At 43.1% G+C, this 16,255-nt stretch carries 17 protein-coding genes and 1 pseudogene; 16 read left to right on the top strand and 2 right to left on the bottom strand.

Annotated features, from left to right (window positions below; genetic code table 11):
* Nucleotides 1-85: 85 nt before the first annotated feature.
* A complete protein-coding gene (gene guaA, locus DXA97_RS02470; RefSeq protein ID WP_118543702.1) occupies nt 86-1,630 on the top strand; it encodes a glutamine-hydrolyzing GMP synthase in 1,545 nt (514 codons plus the stop codon).
* A 292-nt stretch (nt 1,631-1,922) separates the two neighbouring features.
* Here the strand turns inward: guaA and DXA97_RS02465 are convergent, their stop codons facing one another.
* Nucleotides 1,923-2,453, bottom strand: coding sequence for a helix-turn-helix transcriptional regulator (locus tag DXA97_RS02465; RefSeq protein ID WP_009247529.1), 531 nt, complete (start codon nt 2,451-2,453; stop codon nt 1,923-1,925).
* 448 nt (nt 2,454-2,901) lie between these two features.
* Between DXA97_RS02465 and DXA97_RS02460 the strand changes: the two genes are divergently transcribed.
* The 15 genes and pseudogenes from DXA97_RS02460 to DXA97_RS02390 all read left to right on the top strand — a co-directional run bounded on the left by DXA97_RS02460 (nt 2,902) and on the right by DXA97_RS02390 (nt 14,948).
* Complete coding sequence (locus DXA97_RS02460) at nt 2,902-3,090, top strand: transcriptional regulator (RefSeq protein WP_009247528.1); 189 nt, start codon at nt 2,902-2,904, stop codon at nt 3,088-3,090.
* On the top strand, nt 3,091-4,182 hold the full coding sequence (locus DXA97_RS02455; RefSeq protein ID WP_009247527.1) for a site-specific integrase: 1,092 nt from the start codon (nt 3,091-3,093) through the stop codon (nt 4,180-4,182).
* Complete coding sequence (locus tag DXA97_RS02450) at nt 4,172-4,507, top strand: hypothetical protein (RefSeq protein ID WP_009247526.1); 336 nt, start codon at nt 4,172-4,174, stop codon at nt 4,505-4,507. Before DXA97_RS02455 ends, DXA97_RS02450 begins: the two co-directional genes overlap by 11 nt.
* Complete coding sequence (locus tag DXA97_RS02445) at nt 4,497-5,651, top strand: AAA family ATPase (protein WP_009247525.1); 1,155 nt, start codon at nt 4,497-4,499, stop codon at nt 5,649-5,651. Before DXA97_RS02450 ends, DXA97_RS02445 begins: the two co-directional genes overlap by 11 nt.
* 354 nt (nt 5,652-6,005) lie before the next feature.
* A pseudogene (locus DXA97_RS02440) lies at nt 6,006-7,144 on the top strand (plasmid recombination protein).
* A gap of 26 nt (nt 7,145-7,170) precedes the next feature.
* Complete coding sequence (locus DXA97_RS02435; protein WP_009247523.1) at nt 7,171-7,548, top strand: TnpV protein; 378 nt, start codon at nt 7,171-7,173, stop codon at nt 7,546-7,548.
* Between the two features lie 453 nt (nt 7,549-8,001).
* Nucleotides 8,002-9,546, top strand: coding sequence for an ATP-binding cassette domain-containing protein (locus tag DXA97_RS02430; protein ID WP_009247522.1), 1,545 nt, complete (start codon nt 8,002-8,004; stop codon nt 9,544-9,546).
* 84 nt (nt 9,547-9,630) lie between these two features.
* The gene (locus DXA97_RS02425) at nt 9,631-10,128 is read left to right on the top strand and encodes an aminoglycoside nucleotidyltransferase (protein WP_009247521.1); all 498 of its coding nucleotides are present in this window, start codon (nt 9,631-9,633) and stop codon (nt 10,126-10,128) included.
* A gap of 589 nt (nt 10,129-10,717) precedes the next feature.
* Nucleotides 10,718-12,175 carry a type III restriction endonuclease subunit R gene (locus DXA97_RS02420; RefSeq protein WP_243107526.1) on the top strand — a complete coding sequence of 486 codons (1,458 nt, stop codon included), beginning with the start codon at nt 10,718-10,720 and terminating at the stop codon, nt 12,173-12,175.
* Between the two features lie 4 nt (nt 12,176-12,179).
* A complete protein-coding gene (locus DXA97_RS02415; RefSeq protein ID WP_118718457.1) occupies nt 12,180-12,614 on the top strand; it encodes an SWIM zinc finger family protein in 435 nt (144 codons plus the stop codon).
* Nucleotides 12,615-12,802: 188 nt separating this feature from the next.
* Nucleotides 12,803-13,336 (top strand): hypothetical protein, encoded by a 534-nt coding sequence (locus DXA97_RS02410; protein ID WP_118543683.1) that lies wholly within the window; start codon nt 12,803-12,805, stop codon nt 13,334-13,336.
* Nucleotides 13,323-13,520, top strand: coding sequence for a helix-turn-helix transcriptional regulator (locus DXA97_RS02405; protein WP_118718456.1), 198 nt, complete (start codon nt 13,323-13,325; stop codon nt 13,518-13,520). Before DXA97_RS02410 ends, DXA97_RS02405 begins: the two co-directional genes overlap by 14 nt.
* A gap of 155 nt (nt 13,521-13,675) precedes the next feature.
* Nucleotides 13,676-13,924 carry an EamA family transporter gene (locus DXA97_RS02400; protein ID WP_182436777.1) on the top strand — a complete coding sequence of 83 codons (249 nt, stop codon included), beginning with the start codon at nt 13,676-13,678 and terminating at the stop codon, nt 13,922-13,924.
* Nucleotides 13,921-14,430, top strand: coding sequence for a hypothetical protein (locus DXA97_RS02395; protein ID WP_118718454.1), 510 nt, complete (start codon nt 13,921-13,923; stop codon nt 14,428-14,430). Before DXA97_RS02400 ends, DXA97_RS02395 begins: the two co-directional genes overlap by 4 nt.
* Nucleotides 14,431-14,450: 20 nt before the next feature.
* On the top strand, nt 14,451-14,948 hold the full coding sequence (locus tag DXA97_RS02390) for a MazG family protein (protein ID WP_118543686.1): 498 nt from the start codon (nt 14,451-14,453) through the stop codon (nt 14,946-14,948).
* Between the two features lie 185 nt (nt 14,949-15,133).
* Here the strand turns inward: DXA97_RS02390 and DXA97_RS02385 are convergent, their stop codons facing one another.
* Nucleotides 15,134-15,664, bottom strand: coding sequence for an NAD(P)H-dependent oxidoreductase (locus DXA97_RS02385; protein ID WP_118718453.1), 531 nt, complete (start codon nt 15,662-15,664; stop codon nt 15,134-15,136).
* Between the last annotated feature and the right edge of the window lie 591 nt (nt 15,665-16,255).

Here is a 16,255-nt window from a genome sequence, read left to right as displayed (position 1 = left end):
GCAAGCTTATCATTGTTGCTTACAAAAAGCGTATCCAGTAACAATGCGTTATTGTTTCATCATAATAAAATTAGGAGGAATACTCGTGAACAGAGAGAAGATTATTGTAATCGACTTTGGCGGTCAGTACAATCAGCTGGTTGCCCGCCGTGTACGTGAGTGCAATGTTTATTGTGAGATCTATTCTTACAAGACCGATATTGAAAAGATTAAAGAAATGAATCCGAAGGGTATCATCTTAACCGGAGGCCCAAACAGTGTCTATGAAGAGGGCGCAGCAACCTGCAGCAAAGAGCTGTTTGAACTTGGCGTTCCGGTACTGGGATTGTGCTACGGCGCTCAGTTAATGAGCCATGTATTAGGCGGTCATGTCTGCAAGGCTCCTGTCCGTGAGTATGGAAAAATCGAAGTAACCGTGGACAAGTCCAGCAAGCTGTTCGGTAATGTATCCGAGAAGACCATCTGCTGGATGAGCCACAACGACTACATTGAGAAAGAAGCTCCTGGCTTTAAGATCATTGCACATACCCCGGATTGCCCGGTGGCAGCAGCAGAGTGTGCAGAGAAGAATCTCTATGCAATCCAGTTTCATCCGGAAGTACTGCATACCGTAGAGGGAACCAAGATGCTCTCCAACTTCGTGTACGAAGTGTGCGGCTGCGCAGGCGATTGGAAGATGGATGCTTTTGTAGAAAACACCATCAAAGCAGTACGTGAGAAAGTCGGAAACGGTAAAGTGCTCTGTGCGTTATCCGGCGGTGTAGACTCCTCCGTAGCAGCTGTTATGCTGGCAAAGGCAGTTGGTGACCAGCTGACCTGCGTATTTGTAGACCATGGTCTGCTCCGTAAGGACGAGGGAGACGAGGTTGAGGAAGTATTTGGTCCGAACGGCCCGTACAACTTAAACTTCATCCGTGTCAATGCACAGGAGCGTTTCTACGCAAAGCTGAAAGGCGTAGAAGAGCCGGAGCGTAAGCGTAAGATCATCGGCGAAGAATTCATCCGTGTATTTGAGGAAGAAGCAAAGAAAATCGGTGCAGTAGACTTCCTGGTACAGGGAACCATCTACCCGGACGTAGTAGAGAGTGGTCTGGGCGGCGAGTCCGCTGTCATCAAGTCCCACCACAATGTTGGAGGACTCCCGGATTACGTTGATTTCAAAGAAATCATCGAGCCGCTGCGTGACCTGTTCAAAGATGAGGTCCGCAAAGCTGGTCTGGAACTCGGTATCCCGGAGAAGCTGGTATACCGTCAGCCATTCCCGGGGCCGGGACTTGGCATCCGTATCATCGGAGAAGTAACCGCTGAGAAGGTAAAAATGGTACAGGAGGCAGATGCCATCTACCGCGAAGAAATCGCAAACGCAGGTCTCGACCGCAGCATCGGACAGTACTTCGCAGCACTGACCAACATGCGTTCCGTCGGTGTTATGGGCGACGAGAGAACCTATGACTATGCGATCGCATTAAGAGCGGTAAATACCATCGACTTCATGACCGCAGAAGCAGCAGAGATTCCGTGGGAGGTACTTGGAAAGGTAGCCAGCAGAATCGTAAATGAAGTGAAGCATGTGAATAGAGTACTCTATGATTGCACTGGGAAACCGCCGGCAACAATTGAGTTTGAATAAATCGAGTTGCTTAAAAAAGCCAGTGTTTATGCGGGTTTCAGCGATTTCGATTAGTCTTTTGATAACAAATTGATAACAGTCATAGCAAGTGCCATTATTCTTGTTATCCAGTGGTTTATGGGTAACGGAACAATTAACAGGTGGCTTGCAGACTAAAGTTCGGAGCTTGGCTCTGAACAAATTCCATATTATAAACTAAGCCCTTAGCTGTGGTTAATAACCATAGTTAAGGGCTTTTTTGTCGTTGCCAAAGCATCTGTAGGGAGCTGCCAGTGGCAGGTCCTGTAGGTGCTTATTTATCTTTCAAGTGGTCTTTGAATGCTTCCACGAGAGCGTCACTTAATTCCTGTGATGGAACTTTTGCCCAACGCTGTGTGGTGTCGAACTCTGGATAATGGTAACGCCAGTTATCGTATTCTTCTCTGTTGATTTCTTCGGAAGATAGCTTGTCTGCCTGTTCTTTCCAAGCATACAGCATTTTGAGGAGTTCATATGCTTCTCTGCCTTTGTCCTTGTTGACCTTTAAGCATACCTCTCCGTCTGCTTCACTGACAGTAAGACCGTAAATATCTTCAAGGGTAAACAGAGTGTGCATAAGACCGATATAGCTGTCTATGTCAGGAACATCAAGAGCCTGTGGAGAAACATCAAGCACCTGTGCCAATGCATTTGTAAGGTCTGCTTTCGGTTTGCGTGTACCAGTTTCGTACTGTGCCAAACGCACATCAGCACTCTTTTCTGGAAAACCGATTGCTGTACCGAGATACTTTTGTGTCATACCACGCATTAGTCTGAAAAAATGTATTCTTTCGCTGATAGCCATAATGATACGCTCCTTTTATATTTAGTGAAATAAGTATAGCAGAAATGTTTAGTGGAAGTCAAGAAAAACCGAAACAAAAATGTTTAATATTTTCTTTGCAACCACTTGACAATAGCAAATATGTTTAGTAAAATAAATTACGAATTAAACAAATATGCTTAATGCGACAACTGAATGACCGTCCGAAAAGCCAAACCGCCAAGACCTCGTCGGAGCAAGTTCCGTATCGTTCGCTTGTGTGCAAGCACAAAAGCTCATTCGCTGCACTGCTCCTCCTCTTCCCCAAAAGTCTCCGACTTTTCGGGAACCCCTATACGAGCGAGCGCCTGATGTACTGCGGTGCATTGGGACAGCACAGCGCCTGCCGACAAGCAGGAGTGCCTGTTGGAACTTTAACACGGAGAAAGCGGCAAGCAAAAAATTATTTTAAGAAAGGAAGAAAAAGGATATGGAAAACAGATTTATCCGAGCCGAAGATGTGGCTCAGGAACTAAACGTATCAAAACCTTATGCATATAAACTCATCAGACAATTAAATGAGGAATTGAAAGCAAAGGGCTTTATTACGATTGCAGGGCGTGTAAATCGCCAGTATTTTTACGAAAGGCTCTACGGAGCAGGAAAGGGGGAAATGTAAATGCCGGTATTTAAGAATGAAGATAACGGTACTTGGTATGTGATGGCAAGGTATGTGAACTGGAAAGGGGAACGCAAGCAGAAATGCAAGCGTGGCTTTGCTACCAAACGAGAAGCACAGGAATGGGAAAGAATGTTCAAATTGCAGACTTCTTCAGACCTTGATATGAGTTTTGAAGCCTTTACGGAGCTTTATATCAATGATGTGAAGAACCGTTTGAAGGAAAACACGTGGCTTACCAAAGAGCATATCATACGCACAAAGATACTTCCGTATTTCGGGAAACTGAAAATCAGCGAGATTTCCACAAAGGAGATTATTACTTGGCAGAATGAAATGCTTGCCTATCGTGATGAGAAGAAAAAGCCTTATTCACAGACGTATCTGAAAACGCTGCACAATCAGTTGTCCGCCATTTTCAATCACGCTGTCCGCTACTATGAACTGCGTTCCAATCCTGCGGCAAAGGTGGGAAATATGGGACGTGAGGAACACAAGGAAATGCTGTTCTGGACAAAGGAAGAATACAAGAAATTCTCTTTTGAGATGATGGACAAGCCTGTTTCCTTTTATGCGTTTGAAATGCTTTACTGGTGCGGTATCCGAGAGGGCGAGCTGTTAGCTTTGACTCCGGCAGATTTCAACTTTGATAAGGAAACAGTCACAATCAATAAATCCTATCAGCGTTTGAAAGGGCAGGATGTGATTACTTCTCCGAAAACGAAAAAGAGCAACCGCACGATTAAAATGCCGAAGTTTCTGTGTGAGGAAATGAAAGAATATCTCGGTATGCTTTACGGATTGAAGAAGAAAGACCGTATCTTTACGGTGACGAAAAGCTATCTTCATCACGAGATGGACAGAGGGGCAAAGGCGGCAGGCGTGAAGCGTATCCGCATTCACGATCTCCGTCACAGCCACATTTCACTCTTGATTGATATGGGCTTTTCTGCGGTGGCGATTGCTGACCGAGTTGGTCACGAAAGTATTGATATTACTTATCAGTACGCACACCTCTTTCCGTCAAAGCAGATTGAGATGGCAGAAAAATTAGATGATTTAGGGAAAGGAGATTTTGAAAATGTCAGCTAAGAACAGAGATAACAAAAATCGTTGGAGGAATATCACAGTAGGGTTTCGAGTATCGCCCGAAGAAAACGAACTCATTAACAGAGCTGTAGCTCTATCAGGATTGCCAAAACAGGAGTATTGTTACCGCCGTTGCTTAAATCAGGATGTGGTGGTACAGGGCAATCCGAGAGTGTATAAGGCGTTGAAAACGGAATTTGCCACAGTCCTTGCGGAACTGAAAAGGATTGAAGCAGGAAAAGGTGTGGATGATGAACTGCTGAGTGTAATAGAACTGATTTCCATTATTCTCGGCGGTTTGAAAGGAGAGGATGCGAATGGAGAATAAAAAAGAAATGACTATTCCAAATGTATCTGCGGCAACAGATGCGGAACAGTCACTTTCCAAATGTACTGACAATAGTATAGTCAATCAGGATACGGATTTCAAGGGGTACGAGCAATCTTTTGAAGAAATGCAAAGGGAAATACTCAGACAGTTAGACCCTTCCTATCTGAAAACAGTATCAATGACAACGCTGTATGATACGGTGTTTGAGGTTCAGACACCACTTATCGACGGTCTGCTCCAAAGGGGAACTTACCTTTTCGTAGGTTCCCCGAAAGTGGGAAAGAGCTTTATGATGGCACAGCTTGCCTATCATATCAGCACAGGCACACCGCTTTGGGAGTATAAGGTGCGTAAGGCAACGGTGCTTTATTTTGCCCTTGAAGATGATTACCCACGTTTGCAGAAGCGATTGTTTCAGATGTTCGGTGCAAAGGAGACAGGCAATCTGTATTTCGCAACGGAATGTAAAACGGTCAATGGCGGACTGGAAGAACAGATAAGAGGGTTTATGAGGGAACACCCAGACACAGGCTTGATTATCATAGACACCTTAAAGCGTGTGCGTGAAGCAGGCGGAGCAGATTACAGCTACGCAAGTGATTATGATGTTGTGGCAAGGCTGAAAGCGTTGGCAGACAGTTACAAGGTTTCAATGCTTATTGTTCATCATACACGCAAACAAAAATCGGAAGATATATTCGATATGATTTCAGGCACGAATGGTCTGATGGGTGCGGCAGACGGTGCATTTGTTCTCAGTAAGGACAAGCGTACTTCCAACAATGCCACACTTGATGTTGCTGGCAGAGACCAGCAGGATATGAAAATCCATCTTGTAAGGGACAGCGAGCGATTGGTGTGGAACTTTGCAAAATCGGAAACGGAGATGTGGAAAGAACCGCCCGAACCTCTGCTTGAGAAGATAGCGGATACGCTCTTTTCGGAAAGTGACAGATGGGAAGGAACTGCTTCGGAACTTTGCGAAAGGCTTGCGGTGGATATAAAGCCGAATGTACTTTCTTTAAGGCTCAGTATCAACGCAAGCAGGCTGTTTCGTGATTACGGTATCCGTTATCAGAACAGCCGCACACACGACGGAAGAAAGGTTTCACTTTGGAAAGAAACCGAGCAGACGGCGTGACAAACGGTGTCAAAGGTGTCAATGTTTTTGAGAGCAGCACGCTGTGAAAAACATTGTCACCATCGTCACACTTTGACACCGGATAAAGTTTAGGGGAGTGTGCAGAGAGTGCCTTTTCAAAGGCGGCTCTTTGGTCTCGCCTGCTGGCTCGGTCGGTTCGCAGGCGTGTGTGCCACCGGCACACGCTCACCCCTCGGAGAGCCTTCGGAGAACGCAAAACCTGTTTACAGGTCGCATTTTTGATGGGTGTACCCGTCAAAAGTGCTTTTGCGTTACTTTTGACAAAAGTAACAAACCTGAGAATGTTGAAATTTACAGATGGGAGATGAAAAAATGCAGAGAACGATAAGTGCAATGGTCGGTAAAGGCTCGGTCAATCACAATAGCCGAAAGTTCCGAGCAGAAAATGTAGACGGAACTCGTACTCATCTCAATATCGACTACTGCAATGAAAATATAAAGACAGTTTATCACGAATTGTTTGATGAAGCATTGGAAAGATACAATGCCAAGCAGATAAGGTCAGACCGAAAGATAAAAGATTATTATGAAAAAATCCGAAGTTCCAAGCAGGAAAAACCGTTCCACGAAATCATTTTACAGGTGGGCGGTAAGGGAAATATGAACGCCGATACGGAAAACGGAGAACTGGCAAAGCAGATTTTAGATGAATACTATCAGGGTTTTCAGGAGCGAAATCCACAGCTTCGGGTGTTCTCGGCTCATCTGCATATGGATGAAGCTACACCACATCTGCACATAGATTTTGTACCTTTTACCACAGGCAGCAAGCGTGGACTTGATACAAGAGTGTCACTAAAGCAGGCTCTTGCAACGCAAGGTTTTAAGGGCGGCAGTCGTGGCGATACGGAGTGGTCGCAATGGATACAGTCCGAAAAAGAACAGCTTGCGGCGGTGATGGAACGTTATGGGATTGAGTGGGAACATTTAGGCACACACGAAAAACATCTTTCTGTTTTGGATTATAAAAAGCAGGAAAGAGAAAAAGAAGTGGCGGCATTAGGTGCGAAAATCGAGCAGAAACAGATTGAATTTGATGTGTTGTCGGAACGAGTATTGAACTATGATAAGGCAAAAGACGAGCTGTCAAATCTTGAAATAGAGCTTGATACTGCACCGAAATATCAGTTGCCAGAACCAGAGAAATTTATGACTGCAAAGGCATATAAACCAAAATGGCAGAGCCGGTTGTAAGGAAATTGAAGCAACTTGTCAAAACGGTGCTTGCCCGCTGCTTTGAGGGGTGGGACAACTATCATAGGCTGAATACAGCGAATGCACAGTTATACCGCACCAATCAGCGTTTGGAGAAAGTCAATGAAAGATTGACCGAAGAAAACAAAATCCTAAAAGCAGAAAATAAAGATTACAGCCTGCTCCGTAAGGTTTTTGGTCGCAAACAGATAGATGATTTGTTGGAGCAGGCAAGAACAGTTAAAGGTCGCAAGCGTGATAATACACGATCACGATAGACAAAAATCACAGGAGGAAAAGGAAAATGACAAAGACAATTTTTGAAGAAATGGGCGGAACTTATAGACAGGTGGGTGATTATTTATTGCCGAACATCACAGTACCAGCCGAAGAAGAAATAGAGCCGATTGGTTTATGGGGGAAACGACATGCAAGGCATTTAAAGGAACACTATAAAGTGTTATATATGAACCTGCTGACAAGCGGAAAGCTGCATAGTTATCTTGCAGAAGTCGATAAGCAAGCAGAGGATATGTTTCTTCGACTGGTAAAGGAATATGCCGACAGACAAGATGTGACGGAACAATTAAAGAAAGATAATCCCTACGAATGGATTGGAAGAATGAATAATATTCAGGCTTGTGTGAGGGAAGTTGTAGGAACGGAGTTGATTTACACATAAGCGTTTTACGGTATGGTGCTCCTGCGTTTGCTGGAGTGCTGTGGTTGTGGTTGTAAAGAGGTTGTGAAAGATTGAATTTCGTAATGGTTGGATGTATAATTAGGAAGTGAAAATTTTAATTTGCACTTCCATAAGGTGAAATGTATTGACACAAAAAATACAGTATGATAGTATTGCCATTAGAAGAAAGAAAGGCACATTTTGTGTAAGGTGAGGAAATGATTAATAGATAATTTGATTTAAGTAAGACACATATAGTTATTGAGCCTGTAGAGAATAGGTTTGTTTTGTGTACGCTTAAGTTGGATTATCGCAAGAGGCATTTCCTTTGTTTTCCTTTTGGAAAAGAAATAAGGGGCTATTTAGCGAGTCTATTTTTGCGTATGCAAAAAAGACTCGTTTTTGTGTGTTCAAAATAATAATTGGCTCAGACTTCGAAAAGGAGAAACTTTAATGTTGCAGATAAAAAAATTAAATTTAACACATAAAAAAGACCTGAGAATAATTCTTAATGATTTCAACCTTGTGCTAAATGATGGAGATAAGGCAGTTATTATTGGAGAAGAGGGAAATGGGAAATCGACATTAATGAAGTGGATATACAATCCGTCGCTTGTAGAAAACTATATAGAAGCAGATGGGGAAAGGATAATGGGACACGAACGTCTTGGTTATCTTCCGCAGGAGATGCTCGATGAAGATAAGGAAAAAACAATATACGAATATTTTTCTGAAGAGGAAATATTCTGGGAGAAAACGCCTAAAGAATTGTCTGTTATTGCGGGAAAATTTGGAATGAAAAATGATTTTTTCTACAGTAACCAGACAATGGGTAGTCTTTCAGGAGGCGAAAAAGTCAAGACACAACTTATGAGGCTTTTCATTCGCGATGTTTCTGTGCTGTTGTTGGACGAACCTTCCAATGACATCGACATTGCGACGCTTACATTACTGGAAAAAATCATAAATGACTGGAAGCACATTGTGCTTTTTATTTCACACGATGAAACGCTGATAGAGCGTACTGCCAACATGGTGATACATATCGAGCAGATTATACGAAAAACAAAGGCGAGATATACCGTGGCAAAGCTTCCCTATAGACGCTATGTGGAAGAACGGCTTCATAAATTTGAAATCCAAAAACAGCGGGCACTGAGTGACCGTAGGGAGAAAAAGATTCGCGATGAAAAATATCAAAGAGTTATGCAGAGTGTACAAGGTGCATTAAGAAGTTGTACCAGACAAGCACCGTCTGTTGCCAAAAACTTAAAGGACAAAATGCATACGGTTAAGGCAATGGAACGAAGATTTGAAAAAGAAGATGAAAATATGACTCAGATGCCGGAACAGGAAGAAGCAATCTTTGTCAAATTAGGGGATGAAAACTCACACATTCCCGCAGGAAAAACGGTCATAGAATATGAACTTTCAAAGCTTGTGACTCCGGATGGCAAAAGAATTTTAGCAGAAGGAATTCATTTAAAAATAAAAGGTTCAGAAAAAATCTGTATGATAGGAGCCAACGGGGCAGGAAAAACGACTCTTCTAAAAAAGATAGCGGAAGAACTCCTAAATCGGAATGACATTAAAGCAGAATATATGCCTCAAACTTATGAAGACCTGCTGGATTTGGATGTTACACCGGTTGATTACCTTGATAAAACAGGAGATAAAGAAGAGCGTACAAGAATTAGAACATACCTTGGTTCACTTAAATACACACCAGATGAAATGGAGCATCCGATTCGGGAGTTATCAGGCGGACAAAAGGCGAAAGTGCTTCTCTTGAGGATGAGCTTAAGTGGTGCAAATGTTCTTATTCTGGATGAACCGACAAGAAATTTTTCACCATTGTCCGGTCCGGTAATAAGAAAAATGCTCCGAGAATTTCCGGGGGCTGTCATTAGCATTTCTCACGATAGAAAGTATATTGAAGAGGTGTGCGATAAAATATATCAGCTAAATCCTAATGGATTACAGCTAATTGGTGATTGATAACAAAAAGGATGAAAGACTGACAAATTTCAGGCTTTTAGTGAGTTGGAAAGCATACAAAGATTTGAATTTGGAGGATAGATTATGGTACGTACAGAAGATGCATGTGAAATTATAAAATATGCTTTGCAAAACGAAATTAAAGTATATTTAGATGGCGGATGGGGTGTTGATGCACTTCTTAAAAGAGAATCAAGAATACACAATGATATTGATTTGTTTGTTGAACTGAAACATTATCATGATTATATTTATGTGATTAAGCAGCATGGATTTGAGGAAGTAAATACTGATTATACAACGGATGGTCATACTGTCTGGAAAGATGATAAACAAAGAATCATTGATTTACATTGTTTTGAATTTACAGATGACGGAATTGTTTATGAGGGAGATATATTTCCATCAAAAACTTTTTCCGGTATTGGAAAAGTTGGAGATATAACTGTTTCTTGTATTGAACCATTGAGTCAGGTAATGCTTCATTTGGGATATGAACACGATAAAAATGATGTGCATGATGTGATGCTGTTGTGTGAAACATTTCAAATAGCAATACCAGATGAATATAAGGAAAAGTAAAATTTCAGTTTTGTGTTGAATCTCTAAGCAAAATAGCTTATAATTTGACATGCTACATATAGTTATTATCCACAGTTATCGAGTAGGTGTTATCAATGCCGATAACAAAATGATAACATTAGCTCGTATAGGCAGGATAATATGGATATATCAAATAATCAAAAGAACGAGAAACATTACAGAGAATAATTCCTAAACAAAAAGCGTTAGTCTTTGTAGAGTTTGAATAGTAACACAACCCCGCAAACCCTTGAAAAATAAGGGCTTGCGGGGATTTTTTCTGCCCTTTGACCAAACATTGACCCAAAACCAAAAACGAGAATTGTGTGTAGGTGGCGGCATATTATATTTTTGGACTTTTAGAAGGTAATGGGATTTAATTGAAATGGATGATGAAGATGACATGGTTTCTGAACAATGTATGGTTTTTCATATAGGGAGTTATATGAAAAGGGATTTTCTGTTGATACTCTTGAAAATGCAAGAAAGTTTTATTTGAACTATCAGGGACGAATTTCCGAAACATTGTTTCGGAAATTCATAAAAGAGAAATCCGATACATTGTTTCGGATTTCTGGCGATGATGTTCGTGGAAGAGTATAATGATATCATTGGTAGTTTGCAGATCGGCATCGGTGAGGATGACTACATGAAGTATTTGCAGGCGATTCCTGTTGAGAGGACTCACGCCGGATACTTCTCCATAGACAAAAAGGGTAATATGATTGACTCCAAGGTGGGACGAAAGGAAAGCACGACGGATGATGTGGATGCCTATGAGCTGATTATGAAGAACAAAGAATTGCTGTTGGAGCGTGATCCAAAGCGTTCTCCGGTTCGTTTTATCTTCTCTCATTCTGCCCTGAGAGAGGGCTGGGATAACCCGAATGTATTCCAGATCTGTACCTTGAAGCAGAGCAGCAGTGAGGTACGTAAGCGCCAGGAAGTTGGGCGTGGACTGCGCCTTTGCGTCAATCAGGACGGTGAGCGTATGGACGCCAATGCGCTGGGGGAAGACGTACAGAATGTCAATGTGCTGACCGTTATTGCCAGTGAAAGCTATGATAGTTTTGCAAAAGGTTTACAAACAGAAATTGCCGAAGCAGTGGCTGATCGACCTCGTGCGATTACGGAAGACTTATTTGTTGGTAAGGTAATTAAGGATGATAAGGGCAATGAACAGGTTGTCGATCAGGATACGGCAAGAGCGATTCATTTTGACTTGATAGTCAACGGCTACATTGACAAGAAAGGTATCCTCACAGATAAATACTATGCCGACAAGGCTAATCATGAGATTAAGGTTGCTGAGGAAGTGGCAGATTCTGCTGCTTCTGTGATTGAGATTATCGATACTGTTTATGACGGCAAATCTATGATGCCTGAAAATGCCAGAAGTAATAACGTGGAGTTGCATGTGGATGAAAATAAGCTTGCTATGCCTGAATTTAAGGCACTGTGGGCGAAGATTAATGCCAAATCTACCTACGTGGTTGACTTTGATACCGAGGAGCTGATCCGCAAGGCTATTCAGTCTCTTGATTGTAAACTTAGAGTATCCAAAATCGTCTTCAAGGTGGAAACAGGAACAATGGAGACAATTGAGTCCAAGGAAGAGCTGGTATCCGGGGCTTCCTTTGTGAAAGAAGAGTCTGCAAGCTACGGTCGTACTATAACTGCCAGTACGAATGTGAAATACGATCTGATCGGCAAGCTTGTGGATAAAACAGGACTCATCCGCAAGGCAGTCATTCAGGTTCTGAAGGGTATTCAACCAAATGTGTTTAAGCAGTTTAAGGATAATCCGGAAGAATTTATTATCAAGGCTGCGGCTCTTATCAATGACGAAAAGGCCACGGCGATAATCGAGGACATTACTTACGATGTGATGGATGATTATTATGGCATGCGACGGTTTATTAATTTCGAATTTTCAAATCAGTACATGCTTTTCTTAAGAAACTGCGATGGCCTGAATGTTTCGGATAAAAGTTTTAAGGTGGTGAAATTAGAAAACAATAAGATAACATTGGCAGAGGAGGTGTGATGGAATGGGGTTAATAGAACTGGCCAGCGGCAATTCAGTTTGGCGAGGTATGGACTATTATAAAAATAAAAAAGTGCGTTCATGGAAAAAGACGGGAGAAGAGACTTATGATGGAATAGTATTTGGAAGCGACGGAAACAGTTATTCTGTACATATTGATAAACTGCATCCAAGAAAGTCAAATTGTAATTGTCCTTTTGCTGCTGGCAGACGAGTGATCTGCAAGCATATGATAGCCTTGTATTTTACAGCAGAACCTACAGTTGTGGACGAGTTTCTGAAAAAGGTGGAAGAATGGGAGAAGGAGGAAGAAGAGGAGGAACGGCAGCATTTTGAGGAACTTCGGGAATATGTAAACAGTCTTTCGAAGGTGGAATTGCAAGAGCAATTATATAATGCGCTTGTGGAGTTGGAAGATAGAAGAAATGGTTATTGGTAGAGAATAAGATGAAGTCGGGAAATCCATTCATACGCGGATTCTCCGACTTTTTCATAATATCGCGCAACGTCCTGATGTTCGCATTTAAAAGAAAAATGTAAAATAAACTTGACATAATGCACGCGAAATATTACAATGAACTCAACAAGACAAAACACGTAATATAAAAAACAAGGAGGAGGGTTTTTATGTTGAACCATAGTTTTGCCGCACTATTGAGTTTTACGTTAATATTTTGTATCATTTTTCTTGTCACCAGGAAAAAAGCCGGTGCACTGCATTATGATGAAATGCAGCTGCAGATCCGGGGGGATGCGTATAAGCTGGGTTTTTCGGCAGTTATTGTGCTGCTGGCTGTGACGGGACTTTTGTATGACGCAGATGGTTTGAATATCTCGAATTATATGACAACCGATATGCTGCTGTTCGTGATCTTATATGCAGGAGTTACTGTGTTTGCTGTATATTCTATCTTGAACAATGCATTCTTCCGGGTACTGGAAAACGGAAACCGGTATCTTCTGTTATGCGTATTTCTTATTGTGAGCAACGGCGCATCTTTATTCCAGAGCATCCGCAGCGGCCGTTTTTTGGAACATGGTGTGCTGGACTTTGGGGCGGGAGGGGCTAACCTTCTGTGCGTAATCTGTTTCCTGCTGATTTCCGGAGCTATCGTGATTCGAAAAGCCGGTAGAAATGAGGAAGAAGATGAAGAATCTTAGAATGAAGGCTGCGAGAGCCGGAAAGGATCTGTCGCAGGAAGAACTTGCAAAGCTTTGCAGTGTGTCCCGGCAGACGATCAGCGCAATTGAAAAGGGAGACTATAATCCAAGCATTTACTTATGCATCGCAATCTGCAAGGCACTGGATAAAACACTGGATGATTTATTCTGGCCGCAAGAATAGGACGGATTGACAGACAACAGGAGAAACGACATATGGATACTACAAAAAGAAAAGGAACGATCAGTGTTACAATTACATACATCTGCTAGGGATTACTCACCGTATTTTGGAATCTTCTTGCAGAGGTAAATTCCGCTTATGTACTGGCCCAGAGAGTGGTCTGGTCCATGATTTTTATGTTTGGCCATCTGGCCGTGACCGGGTGGATGGGAGATATCAGAAAGATCTTTCATGATAAAAAGACAGTGTGCTGCTGCATGGTCAGTGGTGTGCTGGTGTGTATTAACTGGGGCGTATATATTTTCGCTATCAATTCGGGACATGTGCTGGATGCCAGCCTGGGATATTTTCTGGAGCCGATTTTTGTCACAGCCATCGGCGTGTTTTTCTTTCATGAAGGATGAGCCGGTTAGAGCAGATGACGGCACTGTTTTCCCTGATTGGAGTGGGGTATCTGATTGGTGTGTACCGGATGGTTCCGGTTATGGCTATGGTGATCGGGTTGAGCTTTGCTTTTTACGGAGCTGTGAAAAAGAGTGTGCATTTAGATGCAGGACTTTCCCTGTTTGCGGAAACGTTGTTTGTGACGCCGATCGCGCTTCTTTTCTGTATTTACAGCGAAATGAATGGTAATGGAAGTCTGGGAGTCCTTCATGGAATGCAGTTTCTGCTTTTTCCGATAGCAGGAGCGATTACTTCTGTGCCGCTTTTGTTATTTAACAGGGGAGTCCGCATGATTCCTTATTATTTGACGGGGATTTTGATGTATGTGAATCCTACGATTCAGTTCCTTATGGAACTCTTTTATTTCCATGAACCGCTGGAGGTTCACCGCCTGATCGCGTTTTGCTTTATCTGGGTGGGCGTCGGATTTACGCTATGGCATAATGTAAAAGAAATGAAGAAATAAGATAAAACGGGAGATTTGTTATGAACGACAATTACAATCCATTAGACAAAGAATTAAACCGGCTGGTACAGGTTATTGCCCGTCTTCGCGCGGAGGACGGATGCCCCTGGGACCGGGAGCAGACCCATGGTTCCCTGAAAGCAGCCTGTGTGGAGGAGGCCGCGGAGGTGGTTGGCGGCATCAACATTCTGGAGCAGACGGGAAATGCAGAGAACTTAAAAGAAGAGTTGGGCGACCTGCTTTTGCAGGTGGTCATGCATGCGCAGATTGCAAAGGAAGAAGGCTTATTTACGCTGGAGGATGTCATGCGTGGAATCACGGATAAAATGATTCGCCGGCACCCGCATGTGTTTGGAACCACAGCGGTTTCCGGCTCGGATGAAGTTCTGGTGAACTGGGCTGAAATCAAGAAACAGGAAAAAGAGGGAAAAGAGTGGATGGAAAGCTATCTGCCCGGCGCGTTTGATGAGGCAGAAGAACTGATCGGAGCGGCAAGAAAACGAAAAGGGTTTCGGTAATTATAATGCTTTTTTGCTTTTCCAGGGCCACCCTGTGTTGTAGCCATGTTCCTGCCAGTAAGCATCATCGACTGTGCTCATTTTCTTGTGCTTATGCAGAAAACGATAGAGGGTGAACTCGCACCATACTTTCGGCGACGGAGTCAGATGTCTGGCACAGTGCCGGACATTCCGGGCGGTACGTGTTACCTTATGCTGAATGGATTTCCGGAAAGATTCCGGCAGATCATTCCAGGCGTAATCCCATACGCTTTGGGAAATGCAGTGGGTTCTCGCGAATCCCAGGTTTTCTGTACTGTCTTTGATATCGCGGACGGTGGAGCGCATACCGCCGCCTGCAGCTGTGTTAATGATGACTGCCTGCTTTTCATGAAAGTAAGATCAGGGCGGTGAACCATCCAACGGTATGCGAGGTGGTCAAGCAGGGATTTCATCTGTCCAGGAACATGATATACATAAGTGGGCGCACAGAACAGAATCAGCCCGGACTGTTCCATAGCCTCAAGGATGGGCGCCATGGCGGCAGCACCTCCGCAGGCCTGCTCTTTTCCAAGGATGCAGGCGCGGCATCCGGTACAGATGTGAGGCATGTCATCCGGGAGAAAGAAGGAAAAACAGGTTCCATCTTCCAGGAGTTCTTTGATGAGCATCTGTGCGATCTGGTAAGTGCTTGATCTGGTTTTTCGGCCGGAAGCGTAAATTACCGTGATATTCATAGGCAGTTCCTCTAAAAGCAGATATAGATTCCGGGTCAGGGAATGCAGTGCCCCGGTACCTGTATTATAATAATGGAATGGCCGTCTGTCGAGAAAAATGTCTGAATTACGGCATTCTTACGCTTTTCTAAAAATTATATACTTGACATTTCTCAGTTCCATTGCTATCATTGCTTTAAACCATTGAAGAGGAAGTTGTACCATATAAGCAGTCTCACAGAGAGTTCGGGGTGGTGGAATCCGGACAGAGTGTCGTGGTAAGTGGGCCTCAGAGGGCAAGGTGAAAGGGAATGGTCTGGAAAACAGGTCAGACTTTAGTAGCTGCGACGCAACGGTCAGCGTTAACGGACCAGGAATGTAATGGCATTCTGTAAAGAGTGGGTGCTTGGCACCAAACAAGGTGGTACCGCAGGTATATAACAGCCTGTCCTTGAACGTAGTTCAGGGGCGGGCTTTTTTTGTTTCATAGGAAATAGTGTCTTATGAAATAAAAACGCTCCGCCGGACTCTTGAATGTCAGCCGGAGGTGCCAGGAACAATTTCCAGACAGCTCCTGAAGATTTTTACAGCACAGGAAACAAGAGAAAGGAA

This window comes from Clostridium sp. OF09-36, from assembly GCF_003481985.1.
Classification (GTDB): domain Bacteria; phylum Bacillota; class Clostridia; order Lachnospirales; family Lachnospiraceae; genus Brotaphodocola.
Note: the sequence above shows the minus strand (reverse complement) of the source record. Positions and strands in the feature narration are given on the sequence as shown.